Origin of the sequence: Paenibacillus timonensis, assembly GCF_022427145.1 — a bacterium.
GTDB classification, from domain to species: Bacteria; Bacillota; Bacilli; order Paenibacillales; family Paenibacillaceae; genus Fontibacillus; species Fontibacillus timonensis.
The window spans coordinates 1-16,150 of sequence record NZ_JAKSXN010000041.1 but is presented as its reverse complement, the minus strand read 5'-3'; the positions used below and the strand labels follow the sequence as shown (position 1 = coordinate 16,150).

General features: G+C 53.5%; 9 protein-coding genes and 16 tRNA genes. 1 reads left to right on the top strand and 24 read right to left on the bottom strand.

Annotation, left to right across the window (positions count from 1 at the left end; all coding sequences use genetic code 11):
- Positions 1-32: 32 nt before the first annotated feature.
- The 5 genes from MJ257_RS16330 to MJ257_RS16310 all read right to left on the bottom strand — a co-directional run bounded on the left by MJ257_RS16330 (position 33) and on the right by MJ257_RS16310 (position 7,961).
- Complete coding sequence (locus tag MJ257_RS16330) at positions 33-3,038, bottom strand: alpha-mannosidase (RefSeq protein WP_240270241.1); 3,006 nt, start codon at positions 3,036-3,038, stop codon at positions 33-35.
- 48 nt (positions 3,039-3,086) lie between these two features.
- Positions 3,087-4,553, bottom strand: coding sequence for an extracellular solute-binding protein (locus tag MJ257_RS16325; protein WP_240270240.1), 1,467 nt, complete (start codon positions 4,551-4,553; stop codon positions 3,087-3,089).
- Positions 4,554-4,630: 77 nt separating this feature from the next.
- The gene (locus tag MJ257_RS16320) at positions 4,631-5,554 is read right to left on the bottom strand and encodes a carbohydrate ABC transporter permease (protein ID WP_240270239.1); all 924 of its coding nucleotides are present in this window, start codon (positions 5,552-5,554) and stop codon (positions 4,631-4,633) included.
- Positions 5,526-6,524: a carbohydrate ABC transporter permease gene (locus MJ257_RS16315; RefSeq protein WP_240270238.1), complete on the bottom strand. Its 999-nt coding sequence runs from the start codon at positions 6,522-6,524 to the stop codon at positions 5,526-5,528. Before MJ257_RS16315 ends, MJ257_RS16320 begins: the two co-directional genes overlap by 29 nt.
- Before the next feature lie 198 nt (positions 6,525-6,722).
- Positions 6,723-7,961, bottom strand: coding sequence for a GntR family transcriptional regulator (locus tag MJ257_RS16310; RefSeq protein ID WP_240270237.1), 1,239 nt, complete (start codon positions 7,959-7,961; stop codon positions 6,723-6,725).
- Positions 7,962-8,390: 429 nt separating this feature from the next.
- Here MJ257_RS16310 and MJ257_RS16305 point away from each other — a divergent pair, with 429 nt between their 5' ends.
- Positions 8,391-10,307: a GxGYxYP domain-containing protein gene (locus MJ257_RS16305; RefSeq protein WP_240270236.1), complete on the top strand. Its 1,917-nt coding sequence runs from the start codon at positions 8,391-8,393 to the stop codon at positions 10,305-10,307.
- Positions 10,308-10,394: 87 nt separating this feature from the next.
- On the opposite strand, the gene MJ257_RS16300 is transcribed toward MJ257_RS16305, so the two are convergent.
- The 19 genes from MJ257_RS16300 to MJ257_RS16210 all read right to left on the bottom strand — a co-directional run bounded on the left by MJ257_RS16300 (position 10,395) and on the right by MJ257_RS16210 (position 16,084).
- Positions 10,395-11,588, bottom strand: coding sequence for a Ger(x)C family spore germination protein (locus MJ257_RS16300; protein WP_240270235.1), 1,194 nt, complete (start codon positions 11,586-11,588; stop codon positions 10,395-10,397).
- Positions 11,581-12,684, bottom strand: coding sequence for a GerAB/ArcD/ProY family transporter (locus MJ257_RS16295; protein ID WP_240270234.1), 1,104 nt, complete (start codon positions 12,682-12,684; stop codon positions 11,581-11,583). Before MJ257_RS16295 ends, MJ257_RS16300 begins: the two co-directional genes overlap by 8 nt.
- Positions 12,685-12,712: 28 nt before the next feature.
- A complete protein-coding gene (locus tag MJ257_RS16290; RefSeq protein WP_240270233.1) occupies positions 12,713-14,386 on the bottom strand; it encodes a spore germination protein in 1,674 nt (557 codons plus the stop codon).
- 146 nt (positions 14,387-14,532) lie between these two features.
- Positions 14,533-14,612 (bottom strand) — tRNA-Leu (locus MJ257_RS16285).
- Between the two features lie 21 nt (positions 14,613-14,633).
- Positions 14,634-14,719 (bottom strand) — tRNA-Leu (locus MJ257_RS16280).
- Positions 14,720-14,729: 10 nt separating this feature from the next.
- Positions 14,730-14,803, bottom strand: a tRNA-Cys gene (locus MJ257_RS16275).
- Between the two features lie 12 nt (positions 14,804-14,815).
- Positions 14,816-14,890, bottom strand: a tRNA-Gly gene (locus tag MJ257_RS16270).
- 5 nt (positions 14,891-14,895) lie between these two features.
- Positions 14,896-14,967 (bottom strand) — tRNA-Gln (locus tag MJ257_RS16265).
- Between the two features lie 22 nt (positions 14,968-14,989).
- A tRNA-His gene (locus MJ257_RS16260) sits at positions 14,990-15,065 on the bottom strand.
- Positions 15,066-15,096: 31 nt separating this feature from the next.
- Positions 15,097-15,170: transfer RNA gene (locus tag MJ257_RS16255), tRNA-Trp, on the bottom strand.
- A 7-nt stretch (positions 15,171-15,177) separates the two neighbouring features.
- Positions 15,178-15,263: transfer RNA gene (locus tag MJ257_RS16250), tRNA-Tyr, on the bottom strand.
- Between the two features lie 3 nt (positions 15,264-15,266).
- Positions 15,267-15,342: transfer RNA gene (locus MJ257_RS16245), tRNA-Thr, on the bottom strand.
- Between the two features lie 20 nt (positions 15,343-15,362).
- A tRNA-Phe gene (locus tag MJ257_RS16240) sits at positions 15,363-15,438 on the bottom strand.
- A gap of 17 nt (positions 15,439-15,455) precedes the next feature.
- Positions 15,456-15,532, bottom strand: a tRNA-Asp gene (locus MJ257_RS16235).
- Positions 15,533-15,565: 33 nt separating this feature from the next.
- Positions 15,566-15,639: transfer RNA gene (locus tag MJ257_RS16230), tRNA-Met, on the bottom strand.
- 19 nt (positions 15,640-15,658) lie between these two features.
- Positions 15,659-15,734, bottom strand: a tRNA-Val gene (locus MJ257_RS16225).
- An 82-nt stretch (positions 15,735-15,816) separates the two neighbouring features.
- A tRNA-Glu gene (locus MJ257_RS16220) sits at positions 15,817-15,888 on the bottom strand.
- 22 nt (positions 15,889-15,910) lie between these two features.
- Positions 15,911-16,002 (bottom strand) — tRNA-Ser (locus tag MJ257_RS16215).
- A gap of 6 nt (positions 16,003-16,008) precedes the next feature.
- A tRNA-Asn gene (locus MJ257_RS16210) sits at positions 16,009-16,084 on the bottom strand.
- Positions 16,085-16,150: the final 66 nt, after the last annotated feature.

Below are 16,150 nucleotides of genomic sequence, written 5' to 3'. Positions count from 1 at the left end.
GCGCCTATCTTCTATGCTTCATTTATGATTCATTAAGCCAACTGAACGCGAATCGTTTTGATCTCGAACGGTGTAAAATTCAAGCGAACCCGATCCGTATTTTCTGCCAGCAGCGCGATGGGTTCCTCCATCAGGTTCACCTCTTCGATGGTCCGGCAAGCCGGACCGAAGCTCAGCTCGCTATCCGCCCCGGCTCCTGCCGTCTCATATAGCCGAACGATGAGATGATCGCTATCCTCGGCTTTTTTGACGGCTTCTACCATGACATTCGGATGGTCGACCGATAGGAGCGGCTTCGTGCCTAAGCTACCGTCAGCCTTCACGCTGTCTTGGGCCGTTACAGAGATCGCCTCAACCGAGGCAAGCGGAATATTCAGCTCATACCCTTTACGGTACACGCCGGCCTGGATGAAGTCGCCTGCATGCGGATACAAGGCGTAAGTGAAGCGGTGCCCCGCCCGATCGGCCTGCGGATCCGGATACCCTGGGCTGCGCAGCAGGTTCAGATCCAGCACGCTGCCTTCCGCGCGGTGTCCGTATTTGCTGTCGTTCAGCAGCGCCACCCCGTAATCCGGCTGTGACAGGTCTAGATAATGGTGAGCGCAGATTTCGTCCCGGGCAAACTCGATCGCGTTGTTCCGGGTCGTCGGCCGTTTCAAGACTCCAAACTGAATTTCGCAGTTCACTTGATCGCTGACGACGGACACCGGAAAAGCGACCCGCAGCATTTTCCCCGTCTCCCGCCAATCCGCTTCCGTGTCGAATCGCAGCAGGTCATCGCCCTGCAGCAACCGGATCGTTTGCTTCAACGTCGACTCTCCATAGCGGTAAACCTGCTCGACGACCGCCTGCGGCCCCGAGACGTAAGCCCGCCGGCTTTCCAGCGTCATCGTCCCGGCGTTCGTATCGCGATAATCGCGCGGGAAATCCCAAGCATCGCCGTCGTCGTGGTAGACCGTAAATACGTTCGCCTCTGTGCCCGGTTGGACCGCTTCGCGTCCGGCGGCTTTGTCGTATAGCGAAACGATGCTGCCGTTCTCGGCGAACCCAACCCGAAGGCGTTCGTTTTCCAGCCGGAGCTCCTCGCCGATCAGCACCTCTACCGGCGCCTCTGCCGCAGCCTGCTTCAACTCGCGCCAGCCCATCGCCGGCACCTGCACGTACTGCCAGCTGCCGCCGATCTCTACCCATTCCCGCCGCTCCCACGGCAGGGAATTAAACAGAACGATCTCGCCGTCAGCAGCGCCGGATCGGCCGGCCGCACGCCCGTAGGCTTCCGCGGTCATCGCCCGGACTTCGCCAAGCAGCTTGGCGTAGCGTTCCAACGACTCGTCGTATACGCGCGTGATCGAGGAACCCGGCAAAATATCATGGAACTGGTACAACAACGCTTCCTTCCAGATCTCCTCCAGCCGGGCGGTCGGGTATCCTGCCGGGCTATCGCCGAGCGCGAGCTGCAGCGATGCGGCGAATTCCAGCTCGCGCAGCGCTTTTTCCAGCTTACGGTTATACCATTTGTTGCGCGCCTGCGTGGTCAACGTCCCTTGATGCTTCTCAAGATACAGCTCGCCGCGGTAGGTTTGGAAACGGGAAGCCTCCTGTTCCAACCGCTCGAAGAAGGTGATCGACGGCTCCTGAACAACCGGCGGCAATCCCAAGAGGTTTTGCTCCCGTTCGAGCCGCTCCAGGTGTTCTTCCCCAGGTCCGCCGCCGCCGTCGCCGATCCCGAACAGCATCAGCGCATGTCCCGAGACGTTGCGGTCGAGGTAAGCCTGCTCGATTTTGGCCAGCGACCGCGGGGCCGCCGGGCTGTTGTAGGTATCCTCCGGCGGAAGGTGCGTCAGCACCTTCGTCCCGTCGATGCCTTCCCAGAGGAAGCTGTGGTGCGGATGCGTGTTGTAGGTGCTCCACGAGAGCTTCTGCGTCATCATATAGTCAACGCCGGACTTCTTGAGCAGCTGCGGCAGGCTGCCCGTATAACCGAAGACGTCCGGCAGCCATAACACCTTCATGTCCTTGCCGAACTCCTCCCGGAAAAACCGCTTGCCATACAGGATCTGCCGCACCAACGCCTCGCCGCCGGAGATGTTCGTATCCGGTTCGACCCACATCGCGCCCTGCGCTTCCCAGCGGCCCTCGCGAATGCGTTCTTTCACTTCGGCGTAAAGCTGCGGATAATGCTCCTTCATCCACTGATACAGTTGCGGCTGACTTGCGCCGAACACGTAATTCGGATACTTCTCCATGTTCCGCAGCGCCGTCGAGAAGGTGCGGGCCCCTTTGCGAATCGTCTCGCGGATCGGCCACAGCCAGGCCAAATCGATGTGCGCATGCCCGATGGCGCTGACGGTCAAGACGGGATCTCCGCCTTTTTTCGCCAGTTCGCAAGCCACCCGCGACTTTGCCAAACGCACCGATTCCTCATTGACCTCCGCCAGCAGATGAGCTGCCTCGTACACGGATTGCAGGACCTGGGCTTTTCTGGCGCTCGTATCCGGCAGTTGTTCGACCAGCTCGATCAACACCTCCAGGTCGTAGGCCAATTGCCGGGCTTCCTCGCGGCAAACGGCAATGACCGCTTCCTTCAGCGTCCCGCTGCGATAATGGCCAAACAAGTCATTACACCCGCCGTCTCCCCAGAGATCGATGGCTTCCCCGCCCCGGGCGGCGGCACTGACGTCCACCACCCGCTTGCCGGGCCGCCCCAGGCTGTAGTCGAACTCGGAGCTCACATTCGTTAAGCCTTGACGTGGGGATCCCGCTTCGTCCACGAGACATAATTCTCCGTTGATATCGATCAGCAGAACGATTTTTTGGCCGGCAGCCGTTTCCGGTACGGTTCCTTGAAAATGAAACCAGGCGCAATCCCACAGCTCACCCCATTTATCCCCGGGCTGAAGGCGGACGTACTGACCGCTTTTCCGCTCGGCATAAGGGACCGGCTCCTTCGTCACCCAAGCTTCAACCTCAAGCCCGGCGATCGGGCGGTAAATGTACTCCTGCAATTTGGCAAGCCTTTGCTTGGCCTTTTGGGTCATGATGTGATTCGTTTCATAAGGCATGCAGCATCACTCTTTCAATGTAATTTACTTCGTAATGGCCTCCGCTCTCTTCTGCGCCTCGTCCAGAATGCCCTTGATGTCCCCTTTGGTCATCAACGCTTTAGTTACGGCCTCGCCAAAGATTTGCCAGATCTTCGAATCTTCCTTGGCAAACGTCGGCAGCCCCTGCACATTGCCCGCCATCGCCAGATAATGCTGGTACATTTCCGGGTGCGCGGCTTTGTAAGCATCGGTTTCGGCGACCGATTTCAATACCGGCGAACGTACGCCCGTATCGGCGATCAGCTGCTGGATTTCCTCGCTATACATCGTGCGGATGTACTCGAAAGCGGCTTCCTTGTTTTTCGCATCCTTCGGCACCGCATGGAACGCTGCGCCAATCGTGATATTGCCGGCTTTGCCGTCCGAAGACAGCGGAATTTGCGACATCCCGTAATCGATCCCGATTTGCGAGCTTTCGATCGCCCGCCATGGTCCGTCGATCAGATAAGCGATTTGGCCTTTTTTGAACGCGTCGAAATAAGTTCCTTCATTCGTGTTCGCCATCAATCCGGCAGGATGGTTCGCGTTGAGTTCTTTCAGGAACTGCACCGTCTCCACGTTGGCGTCGGAGTTGAAAACAGGTTGGCCTTGATCATCGGCAAATCCTCCGCCATTGATTACTAGTAGTGTACCATACCGCAAGTACCCGCCGGCATTCGGCCCGGCGTATACCCCGCCGCCGAAGAACTTTCCGCCGCCCGCTTCAGTCACCTTCTGCACGTTAGCCAGCAGTTCATCCCAGGTCGCCGGCGCTTTGTCAGGGTCAAGACCCGCGTCCTTCACCAGCTTCTTGTTCCAGAACAAGCTGCTGACGCCAGGCTGCGAGGCAAAACCATAAATCTTGCCGTCATACTCCATCGGCTTCCAGGCGGCCGGCGCGACATTGTCGCGGATTTCCTGCGCCATGTCGTCCGGGAACGGCTCTAGCAATCCCTGCTGGGCAAACCCAGGCATTTGCGTTTCCCCAACGATGATGTCGGGCACGTTTTTCGCCAGGAATCCCGCCGTCTGCTTCTGGATCAGCGGTTCGCCCCAGCCCCAGTCCTCGGTTTTGACCGTAATGTTCTTACTTTGCAATTTCTCGTTCATGATCGATTGGTAATAGTACGGGAATACGCCGGCTTTCTTCAACGGTTGACCGGGCGTATAATTGAAATCCTCTTCCGTGATCCGCGGGTTCAGCGTCTCGTCGGCGATCGTTTGTTGCTTCTTCTTCTCCAGCAGATCGCCAAGAACCCCCACGCCAACCGCCACAGCGCCTTCATTCAGCACCGTTATGGTCGTGCCTTCCGCCGACGGTTTCTCGTCATTGCCGGATGGCTGGTTCTGGTTCGTTCCCGGGTCATTCGCGGCCTGATTGCCGCCCGTATTGCCTCCCCCCGAACCGCAAGCTGCTAACAAGGCGATGATCAACAGCGATAGAAACATGACGTGCATTTTTTTCAACATGCTTGAACCCCTCCAAAAATAGTTTTTTTCATGATGAGTGTTCGTCCAGTTAAGTTTCAGCACTGATGTTTATCCCTCTAACCTTTGATGCCTGTGTTGGCTAAGCCCTGCACAATATACTTCTGGAAGAAAGCAAAGATCAGCAAGGCCGGAATGGTAATCCCTAAACTTAAGGTAATGATCATCGGGTAGTTGATCACGGCGCCGGGACTGGCCCCAACGGAAGATATCCGTGTAATAGCCGCCGGAAGCGTTTGCAAATTGTCGTTGGTCGTATAGAAGAACGGCGTAATAAAATCATTCCACGTCCCCAGTGCCGTCGTGATCGCGATAAACGCCATAATCGGAAGCTGCAGCGGGAACAGGATTTGGAAGATCAGCCGAAACGTCCCGGCCCCGTCCACGATGGCGGCTTCGTCGATTTCCAGCGGCACCTTCTCCAGCGACTGCTTCACGAGAAACGTCCCCATGATGTTGATGCTAGGACCGCCGATCAAGTAGACCCACCAGGAGTTAAGAATTCCGGTTCCTCCTGTGAACACGTCGTTGCCTCCGGCGAACGGAAAACGGGCGAATTCAAGGTACGTCGGAATGATGGCCAGCGTGCCGGGAATCATTTGCGTGGCAAGCAGAATCAGAAAAAGCGCATCCCGTCCCTTAAATCGAAGTCGCGCGAACACGTATCCGGCCAAAAACGAAGTCAAAATCGCCCAAAACGTATTGTAGGCCGTACGTATGAGTGAGTTTTTCATATAGGTAGCTACTGCCGTGTCCGTGGACCCGGCGATCAGCGCCTTGAAGTTTTCCAGCGTTGGCGCTTTAGGGATCGGGAAAATGCCTAACACCGTCGAGGAAAATTCCGTCTTGGTAAAAAACCCGGCAAGCACCATGAAAATCAGCGGGTACAGCAAAATGATCCCAACGCCAAGCAATACGAGATGTCCCAGCAAATGAACGGGCTTAAACTGCTTGCTAACCCTGGCGTTTAGTGGACTGGGCATGCGGAGGCGCCTCCTTTCTCGCGGCTTTGACGGGTTTCAGCGGAATGGTCGTCCGTCTGTCGGATTTCGTTGACCAATTGTAGTACAATACGGTCGCGACGATGACGATCAACGCCATAATCAGCGAAGAAGCGCCGGCCATACCCAAGTTGAAGTCCCAGAAGCCGTCCCGGTAAATGCGGAACACCAGCACCTCGGTTTGCCCGTAAGGCCCGCCGTTGGTGATAAACAGCACCTGCTCGTAAATCTGGATCGCCGCGATCAGATTCGTAATGACGATATATGTCGCGATCGGTTTAAGCCCCGGCAACGTGACGTATCGCAGCTTATTCCATCGTCCCGCACCGTCGATCTCCGCTGCCTCGTACAAGGACAGATCCACGGATTGCAGACCAGCCAGCCATATTAACGCCGCCCCGCCCACCCCTTTCCAGACGGAGTAGACCACGATCCAGAAGATGCCCCATCCGACGGAATATTGCCATACGATGGGTTCCTTGCCCAAAGCCTTCAATATGTTGTTAATGACCCCATTGTTCGAATCCAGAAAAATGTTGAATACTTGCGTCGTCGCAACCGTTGCTGTGATGGCAGGAATATACCAAATTGAACGGTAAAAGCCTTTGCCGAACAGCGGCATATTCATCAGCAATGCGGCGAAGAAACCCGCCCCAAGCGTAATGACCGTGACCAGTCCGCCCAGCCATATCGATCTCCACAACGCATCCGTGTACACCGGGTTCTGAAAAAAGCTGACAAAGTTATCAAACCAGATGAAATTAGGCGTATCCGCCAACCCCACCCATTCAAAGAAACCCAGCACGAACCCGAACAACGTAGGAAAACCTGAAACCACAAGCCAAACCAAAAACATCGGCACTAGGATAACGGCGGCGATCCAAGCATCCTTGTGTCTTCCCAACCTGCGCTGCAGCGGTATTTTCCGCTCCCGTAATCCCGCATTTTCCATCGTCCAAGCAACCCTCCTTACTGTGAAGTGCACTGATTAAGCATTGGTTGTTAGCTGATAATCCATTTGTATTATTAACTATATTTCACTATGTCATTTATGTCAAGATATTAGATATATCATTTATCGCTAATTTGTCGCAAAAAAAGACACCCGCTTGCAAGTAAGCAAGCAGATGTCCAAGCGATCATTTCCTAGTTACGTGGTCCGTTTCCGCAGCGGTCCCGTGGATTGGCTTTCGATCAATTTGGGCTCGAGGATCACTTTGGTGTATCCCGGCTCCTTGGCGTCGGGCTTTTGGAAGATGTCCAGCAGGATACGCGCTGCCGCTTCCCCCATCTCGACCTCCGATTGGGAAATATGCGAGAAGTACCCCCATTCATGCAGCCCCGGCGAAGGGTCGTCGAACGTGAGGATCGAGACGTCCTCCGGCACCTTGAGGCCTAGTTCCTTGCAAATCGAGTAGATGTGCAGGCCAAGGCGTCCGTTTAAGGTAATATAAGCGGTGGCAATCTGGTTCTTGATAAACCGGTACAGCGGATGTTTCTTGTCGATTTCGCTATAGTCCACGTTGAAGTCGGTTAAGATCAGCGCCGGATTAATCATCGCTTCCTTCTGCTTGAGGGCTTCCATGTATCCGTTGATCCGCTCCTCCACCGTAATCGTGGGCAGCGGCGAATCGGAGCAGATCGCGATCTCACGATGTCCCAGGCTCCACAAATAATCAACGGCAAGCTGTCCGCCAATCATGCCGTCGCTGCGCGATAAGTTCGTAGCCACTCCGGGCAAATACCGGTCGATCAAGACAAACGGGTAGCCGCGCATCTTGAGGGACAAGATCTCTTCGTTGTACGTCTCCGCGTCGCACGGAAAAATAATCAACCCGGCTGCCCCTTTGCGGATCAAGTCTTTGATCGCTTCTTTCTCCCGATCAATGGAATTGTACGTTAAAACGATCTGCAGGCTGTAAGGACTGTCGGCAATGATGTTATTGATCCCTTGAAGCAGCCGGATAGCAAAATAGTCCACCAGCATCGGCATAACCAGCCCGATCGTAGTACGCCCCGAAGTTTGGAGTGCAGCTTCACCGCCCCCCAGCAAAGCATCGGCAGCACCTGCGTTGTGCACCAACATTCCCGCATTTCCATCCAGCGCCGTTCTGGACGTAACGTCGGGCGACGCCGAACCTTGATGGCGATGCAGCAGCTCGCCGATCCCTTCGCTGACAAAGCTGCCCCTCCCGGGGATCCGGTAGATCCAACCGTCCTTCGCCAGCTGCATCAGCGCATTGGCTACCGTAATTCGGCTAACGTCGAACTGCTCCATCAGTTCTTTTTCCGAGGGGATCTTATCGTTCTCCCTCAACCTGCCCTGCACGATCATATCCTTGAAGTGCTGTTGAATCTGCATATATAACGGTTTACGTTCGTTTTGCATAAGACTTCTCCTATCTATTTACTCTCCCATATATTCACATTATATCATTTATAGCATTTCGTCAATCCATTTCATCTCGCATCCTTGCTTGACAATCATTATTGGATATATTAAACATATTATACAGGTGCTATCGTTTGTATTCCACAATCGGCCGATAAAAGGAGGGAATTCGTGTATCCGGCTTTCTAGAGAACACCTGAATGAACGATGGCCCTACATTAAGAGGATACGAGGTGAACGCATTTGTTTCGCAAAATAACGATGACTTGTTTCGTTTTATTCTGCACAATGTCCTTATCCTTTGGTACCACCTCTGCAACAGCGCAATCCTCAACTGAGTCAGCGTCCAAGAACACGATCAGCTGGCCTAAATCGCAAGCGCTTCCAAACTTTGGGAAAGTAAAACGGCTTGACGTAGCCGATGTGGTGAACTCGCCGGGCGACATTCGGCTGATGTTGGCAACGCTCCAAGGCGTCATCAATCGTTCGGAACCCCGCATCTACTTGCTGGAGAATGAAGAAGAGGGCAAGTTGACTTGGCTGAACGATCTCAACGTTCCTTATCAGCTGCACGACGAGGCCTGGGATCTTGTGAAGAAATACAAAAATGAAGTGAAAGGCATCATCATCTACGATCCCGAAGTTCCTGATTCGATAAACGTCGCAACCACCTTGGCTGGTCTCAAGAACGCGATCGTCGCCAGCCCTGAAATCGCTTCGCAACTCGAGGCCTCCCCCTACCGCCTGAAAGTGCTTGACGATCTGCGCGGCCGGTTTCAGGACCGGATGGACGCCTACACTTGGCAATATGAACATCTGTGGAAACAAACGACGCACCGCATGCTGATCGGACTTAGCCCTACCACCGCCGTAAAAATTCCCTCAGGACTTCCCGAATCGTTTGAGGTGATTGCGGAGGAGACCGAGCAGATTCGCGACGCCAGCAATAAAGACACCTATGATCTGGATCTCACGCCGTTTATGGGCGGAGACGCCGTCTATTTACGTTTTGACGATGCTTTTACGCAAGACGGATGGGGTTCGGCGGTACATGAAGTGGTAATCAAGGCCGACGGTCAAACGATCGCCCAGTTCATCCCCGGTACGCCGGAAGAGGAACCCTTCCTCTACGATCGGCAAGACTCCCAGGTGTCAGCCGGGGATGGCGGCCACCGTTTCGCCGATAACGGAAGATACTTCGTTTACCGCTTTGATCCCCCGGCGGGCACGCAAGAACTAACCGCGTCCGTCACGATGTGGAACCAGTATAAGGTATCCGCCGGCAGCATACAGCCGCCGTCCTCGGAGCAACGGGAGCCGTATGGTTATCTGCGCGATTATGCCGTTGCCAACAAAGCGATGGTGTTCTGGCTGGAAGTGAATGATCCGGAACAAAGGGCTCTATTCGAGAAAATCTTGGCTGATGTCGAGCCGGGTACGCCTTATCTTGGCTGGTTCAGCAATGACGTGGCCGGTGAATTCAGCTCCGTCGAAGTGACCTCCAATTATGGCGTTTACGTCTTGGCCGCCGACTGGTTCAGCAACCTGACCGTCTTCTCCGGCACCCAAGCGAAGCAAGTGAACACTCAGGCACCGCCTGCGCCGCCATTAGAGAACAAAATCTATGTTACGTACACCTTCAGCGAAGGCGACAATTTCCAATACAATCAGCATCGCATGCGGATCCTGTGGGATGATCCCGCCCGCGGTCAAGTGCCGATCAACTGGACGTCCAGCCCGCTGCTGTACGACGGCGCACCGGCCATGCTGAACTATTTCCGGCAGACGGCTACCCCGAACGATTTGATCATCGCCGGACCGTCCGGCGCCGGCTATTTCTACCCGGCGGCCTGGCCGGAAGACACTTTTGTGGATTACCTGAAGAAGTCCTATAAATACATGCAAAAATCCGGCATGAACCTCACTTACGTACTGAACCGGATCGACGGCAACAACGTGCCTCTTGGCACAACTTATGCTGAGGCCTATGAGCGTTATTACAAAGCGCCCGGCTTGTTCCTGAGCTGGGAAGATCGCCACGGAGTGGAGATCGTAAACGACTCTCTGCCGGTATCGACCATCCAAGGCATCAGTACCGTTCAGGACGGCCTTCGTATCCTGGAGCAAGCGAAAGCGAATTGGGACGGGGAATCCCCGCTGTTTGTCTCGCTGGGGCTGCTGGCATGGAGCTTGACGCCTTCGGATGTGGCAGCCATGAGCGAAGCGCTTGGACCGGAATTTGAAGTGGTCCGGGGCGACCATTACTTCGAGCTGATTCGCGAAGCGGGCGGGTTGTCCGTGAAGCCGCATGCGACGGAAGATAGCGAAGAACTGCCGGAATAACGCCTATCATTGACGTAAAAAGGCCAAAGGATCCGTTGGTTATCCAATCGATTCTTTGGCCTTACTTTTGGCTGCCGAAAACTCAGTTCATTTCTTGGACGCACCGTAATCCGTAATCGTGAATTGGATGTCAAAGGTCACTGGCGTTTGGCTGAAAACGTCGTCCCAATGGTCTTCAACCTTCTTCCAGTACTTAGGGTGCGTGATCCTCAACCGGTTGCCGAACCCGGCCACATCGGTTTTATATTCCGACTGCATTTTCTGCATTACCGTTTCGAGCATTTGGTTCAGCCTTTTTTCAAAGATTTTCTTTGCTTTCTCCAAAAATTCGGTTTTCGTGGGATCTTCCTCAAGATCCCAGTTCTCGATTAACCGCCCTTCCGATTCGATCTTGACATGAAACGAAAGCCGCTCTCCCTCGATCCGGGGGGTGATTTGGCTCTTCGCGTCTTCAATCTCGTAAGTGATCGTTTCATTTCGCCAATCATAGCTTTTGATCACCCCGCCTTTGACATCGCCTTGAATCCAGGCTATGCTCTCCACGTCCGTTTGATCCAATGTGCCGATCCATTTGCCGGTCTCCCCCTTGATAATCCCCGCCCCCGCGAACTTCGCTTCCTCGCCGTCTGTGGACACTTCCTGCAGGAGAAAGCTCTGCTTGGAGCCCAACCTCTCATCCAGCTCGGTCAGATTCACTTCTTTCATGATTTTGCCCGTTCTAAAGCGTTGTCGCAGCATGTCCCTCAGCTTGAAGGCGGGGGTTTCTCCGGGATGCGCCATTTCCAGCGTTTTCCTCGCCTTCCCTTCGCTCAATAATACGATGCAGCTCGGTCGTATATCGTTATCGCGAAGCACGAAATCCATCAGTTTGTCGATACTTTGCTTCCGAGCCAGTTCGGTAGATACGACGATCACCTTCAAATGGTGGCCGATGACCGTCCGATCCCGGCTTAGCGAATACTGCCGCATGATTTCAAACAGAGAATCCCCGGTTTCCGACGTATTCAGATATTCCTTTCCTCTCCCTTGACTCCCTTGCTGTTTGTTGTTGCTGACGTTTCCCATCGGAACGATCTGGATGGTAGCCGTAATCAGGTTCCGTTTGGGATAGTCTCCTCCTTGTTTCTCCAGCTCCCGTTCAACGGCCGTCGGTTCTCCCGTGTCCAAAGCCAATCCGATATACATGCTTAAATCTTCGATTTCTTTACTGCTCCAACAGCCTGTTTGCACCGCAAGCAAGCCGGCGGCAAGGAACAGCGACAAAATACGATTCCTACGCATGCGGTTTGAGTCCCTTCCTCCGAATAAGGTAGATGACGGATAACGGCACCGTCACTAAAGCGAAAATAATGACGCCGGCATTTCCGACCGCACTGCCAAGCGTAAATAAGTCGTTCATGTTTTTGGGGATAAGAGCGACGATAAAAACCACCGGCATCAGCGAAAAAAGCGCGGCAGGGAATTTGATGCGCATGATTTTCGAAACGCCCAAGACCGTAGTAAAGAAAAAGATGGTGAAGTTGCAAAACATCTGCATCAACCAGATGACCAAAAACGGAAATTCAAACCGTTCAAAAAACAAACCGGTGACTTCAAAGCTTCGCAAAAGATCAAGCGTCGGCCAGGTACTTCTTAGAACGGCGTCAACCGACATGCTGCCCACGACGATCACGGTGGTGCAAAAATAAAGAACGAACGGAATGCTCAAGCCGCCCCATATCGCCTTAACCGCTTTCTCGGGGTGCTGCATATGGCCAACCAAATACAAAACGACTTCACTGCCCGTAAAAATGAGCAATGTCGACTTCAAGCCATTAAACACCGGAGGCAAACCTTCGCCGAGAAATGGGCGCATATGATTGATATCAAACATCCTCATGCTGAAAAAAAGGCTAAGCAGCAAAACTAGGATGCTCACGGGAAAAATAATTTGAAACAACCGGGCAATGCTATTGATTCCCCCGGACGTCAAATAGGCAGCCGTCCAGATGAACGGAATAATGACCGCCCATATAGGGGTCCCTTCCAGCAAAAAGAAGATATTCACCTCCGCCAAAGCGCGAATCTCAAATCCGGCCAACACCAGAAAGTAACCGGTTATCAGGAGGGACATCATGTTGCCCGTCACCTTCCCGGCAATTTTGGGGGCGAACTCGAAAATCGTGCTTCCCGGAAACTGCTGGCTTAATTTAACCATAACCAGCACCGCGAGCATCACGACGGCGCCCCCGAGCAATACGGATAGCCAGGAATCCGGAGTATGCATTTTTTCGGTAACGTCACGGGGCAACGTTAGAATGCCGACTCCCAGGGCGCTGTTGGTTATAAAGACGACCGCTTGCGATGAGGTGATTTTATCGTCGGTGCGAGTAAACATATGAGCCCCTCCTAGCTTTCCGGTTGGTTTAGGATCTGCGTTGTTTGCGGACCGTTTTCAACATCTCGGGCCTGCGCTTCATTAACGTCAAAGGCGCGCGGACGAACAAGTCCTTCCAGTCGCGGATACGGATCGGCGAGATGGGCGTGACATAGGGCACTCCGAAGCTTTCCAGCTTGGTCAGATGGCTGCAAATCAGCAGAAAAAACAGGATCGTGCCGAATATGCCCAGCGCAGCCGCAAAAAACATGCCTACGAATCGCAGCATTCTCAGCGTAATTCCCACACTGTACATCGGGATCGAAAAGGAAGCGATGGCGGTCACCGAAACGACGATGACCAGAAACGGACTGACGATACCTGCCTGAACGGCGGCCTCCCCGATGATCAAACCCCCGACGATGCCCATCGCGGAGCCGATGGGCCTAGGCAGCCGAACCCCCGCTTCCCGCAATATTTCGATCGAAACTTCCATAATCAATACTTCGACCAACGAAGGAAATGGAACCCGTTGGCGTGCCTGGATGATCGTGATGGCTAATTCGGTCGGAATCAATCCGGGATGAAAAGAAATAAATGAAATATACATCGAAGGGATCATGAGAGACATAAACGCGGCAACAAAACGCAGCATCCGTAAAAGCGACCCTGCCATCCATCGTTCGTAATAATCTTCTGGGGACTGCAGCAGCATGCTGAATGTCACCGGAACAATGAGCGCAAAGGGGGTCCCATCCAGAAGCAAGGCGATTCTCCCTTCCACCAAAGCGCTCATAACCCGGTCCGGCCGTTCCGTATTTTGCGCCTGTTGAAAAGGACTTAAGATGTCGTCTTCGATCAATTGCTCGACATAGCCGGATTCGGCGATGTAATCCAGATTGATCTTGGCAACGCGTTGCTCCACTTCCTGCAGCAACTCCGGATTCACGATGTCTTTCATGTAGACGATCGCCAGGTCCTTCTTGATAACGTTGCCGACAATGTACTTTTTGATCTCCATTTGTTCCGTACGTCCCTGGCGCCGTAGCATCGCCGTATTATCGCTCAGGACCTCGGTAAATCCCAGTCTTGGCCCCCGCAGCAGCGCTTCCGAAGTCGGCTCCGCTATTGCCCGGGCCTTCCCGCGGGGGGTACCTACAAGCAACGCACACGGCATTCCCTCAACCATCAAAGCCGTATTTCCTGCAAGAATCGATTCCCTAAGCTCCTGTCCATCAACGACTTCCGTCAGCTCGGTAACCGGCAGTAGATTATGCTTGAAGTAGGCGATTAGCTCTTCCGCCGGAGGAAACTTCGTCCCTAGTTGCGCCCCGTTATCCGACTTCAGCATGAGTACCTGCATGACATGGCTATCAATCAACTGTTCCTCTTGCATACCGTCAACAAAGATCAGTACCGCGCGAGCACCGAAGCCGGCAAGTTCGTATTCCCGAAAATGAACGTCATCATTTTGGCCGATCGTTTCTTTAAGATGCTTAAGGTCGGCTTCATATACGCCGGATAGCTGCGAATCCGCATCTTTCCGTGTTCCCTGAGAAACGCGGTCCGTCGTTGTGCCTCCTCCTGAGCGCCCGTGCTTATCCGTAACAACCGAGCGAAACCAGCGATGCAACGCAAAGAGGAGGAGAGGAATCAATAAGGTAGCCCCGGCCAGCATGAAAGTCGACCAGTCAGGGAGATAAGCTGCGATTGTCGACCACATGATAAATCACCTTAAACATTTATTTGGATTAATTTCCCCCTAAACGATTAATCTATTCATTTCCTTCCGCTGTGCCCACAACCGTGGATAAACGCAAAAAAGCATCAAGGATTAAGATCCTTGATGCTTTCTGTTTGAGATATTGATGCCGGTGAAGGGACTCGAACCCCCACGGTTTCCCTCACGATTTTGAGTCGCGCGCGTCTGCCAATTCCGCCACACCGGCATGTATTAAATTGTTCAAAAGTGCGGAAGACCAGACTTGAACTGGTACGGTAGTCACCTACCGCAGGATTTTAAGTCCTGTGCGTCTGCCGATTCCGCCACTCCCGCGAACAGTTAATGGAGGCGCCACCCAGACTCGAACTGGGGATAAAGCTTTTGCAGAGCTGTGCCTTACCACTTGGCTATGGCGCCATGATATAAAAATGGAGCGGACGACGGGAATCGAACCCGCGACCCTCGCCTTGGCAAGGCGATGCTCTACCGCTGAGCCACGTCCGCTTATACTGGGGATATAGGATTCGAACCTATGCATGACGGAGTCAAAGTCCGTTGCCTTACCGCTTGGCTAATCCCCACTATATTTGATTGTTTAGTAAATGGGGCGATCGATGGGACTTGAACCCACGAATGCCGGAGCCACAATCCGGTGCGTTAACCCCTTCGCCACGACCGCCATAATATGAACTTTACTGTTTTAAAAAATGTGGCAGGGGCAGCAGGAATTGAACCCACACCAAAGGTTTTGGAGACCTTTGTTCTACCTTTAAACTATGCCCCTATAAAACTGGTGGAGGCTGATGGATTCGAACCACCGAACTCGTCAGAGAACAGATTTACAGTCTGCTGCGTTTGGCCACTTCGCTAAGCCTCCATGTGGTGCCGGCGAGAGGACTTGAACCCCCAACCTACTGATTACAAGTCAGTTGCTCTACCAGTTGAGCTACACCGGCGCTTCAACAATCAATTTGAATGGTGGCTCGGGACGGAATCGAACCGCCGACACGAGGATTTTCAGTCCTCTGCTCTACCGACTGAGCTACCGAGCCTTATTTATGAAATTAAATGGCGGAGCCGACGGGATTCGAACCCGCGGTCTCCTGCGTGACAGGCAGGCATGTTAGGCCTCTACACCACGGCTCCACACTAGATGATTCCATCCTCTTGCGAGGATAATTGCGGGGGCAGGATTTGAACCTGCGGCCTTCGGGTTATGAGCCCGACGAGCTACCGGGCTGCTCCACCCCGCGTCAGTAAGAAGAAATGATATGGTGGAGGCTGAGGGGATCGAACCCCCGACCCTCTGCTTGTAAGGCAGATGCTCTCCCAGCTGAGCTAAGCCTCCATGGGAAAAGACAAGTTTTATTGTACCAGATAACCTCATCACAAATCAAGTAAAGATTGAAATTACTGATGAAGGAATGGTATGACCCGTAGGGGATTCGAACCCCTGTTACCTCCGTGAAAGGGAGGTGTCTTAACCCCTTGACCAACGGGCCATGCATTAGAACTGAATGATTATGGCGGAGAGAGAGGGATTCGAACCCTCGAGACGCTTGTGACGCCTACACGATTTCCAATCGTGCTCCTTCGGCCAACTCGGACACCTCTCCAGAAAATGGCTCCCCGAACAGGACTCGAACCTGTGACAACTCGATTAACAGTCGAGTGCTCTACCGACTGAGCTATCAGGGAACATTATGAAGTTTCAAGGTTTAATCCTTGAAAACTGGATACGAAACGAATTTGCATTTTAGATGA

Excerpts from the sequence above, each read along its gene's own strand:
- MJ257_RS16330 (WP_240270241.1), bottom strand. The coding sequence starts at position 3,038 with ATGACCCAAAAGGCCAAGCAAAGGCTTGCCAAATTGCAGGAGTACATT.
- MJ257_RS16325 (WP_240270240.1), bottom strand. The coding sequence starts at position 4,553 with ATGTTGAAAAAAATGCACGTCATGTTTCTATCGCTGTTGATCATCGCC.
- MJ257_RS16320 (WP_240270239.1), bottom strand. The coding sequence starts at position 5,554 with ATGCCCAGTCCACTAAACGCCAGGGTTAGCAAGCAGTTTAAGCCCGTT.
- MJ257_RS16315 (WP_240270238.1), bottom strand. The coding sequence starts at position 6,524 with ATGGAAAATGCGGGATTACGGGAGCGGAAAATACCGCTGCAGCGCAGG.
- MJ257_RS16310 (WP_240270237.1), bottom strand. The coding sequence starts at position 7,961 with ATGCAAAACGAACGTAAACCGTTATATATGCAGATTCAACAGCACTTC.
- MJ257_RS16300 (WP_240270235.1), bottom strand. The coding sequence starts at position 11,588 with ATGCGTAGGAATCGTATTTTGTCGCTGTTCCTTGCCGCCGGCTTGCTT.
- MJ257_RS16295 (WP_240270234.1), bottom strand. The coding sequence starts at position 12,684 with ATGTTTACTCGCACCGACGATAAAATCACCTCATCGCAAGCGGTCGTC.
- MJ257_RS16290 (WP_240270233.1), bottom strand. The coding sequence starts at position 14,386 with ATGTGGTCGACAATCGCAGCTTATCTCCCTGACTGGTCGACTTTCATG.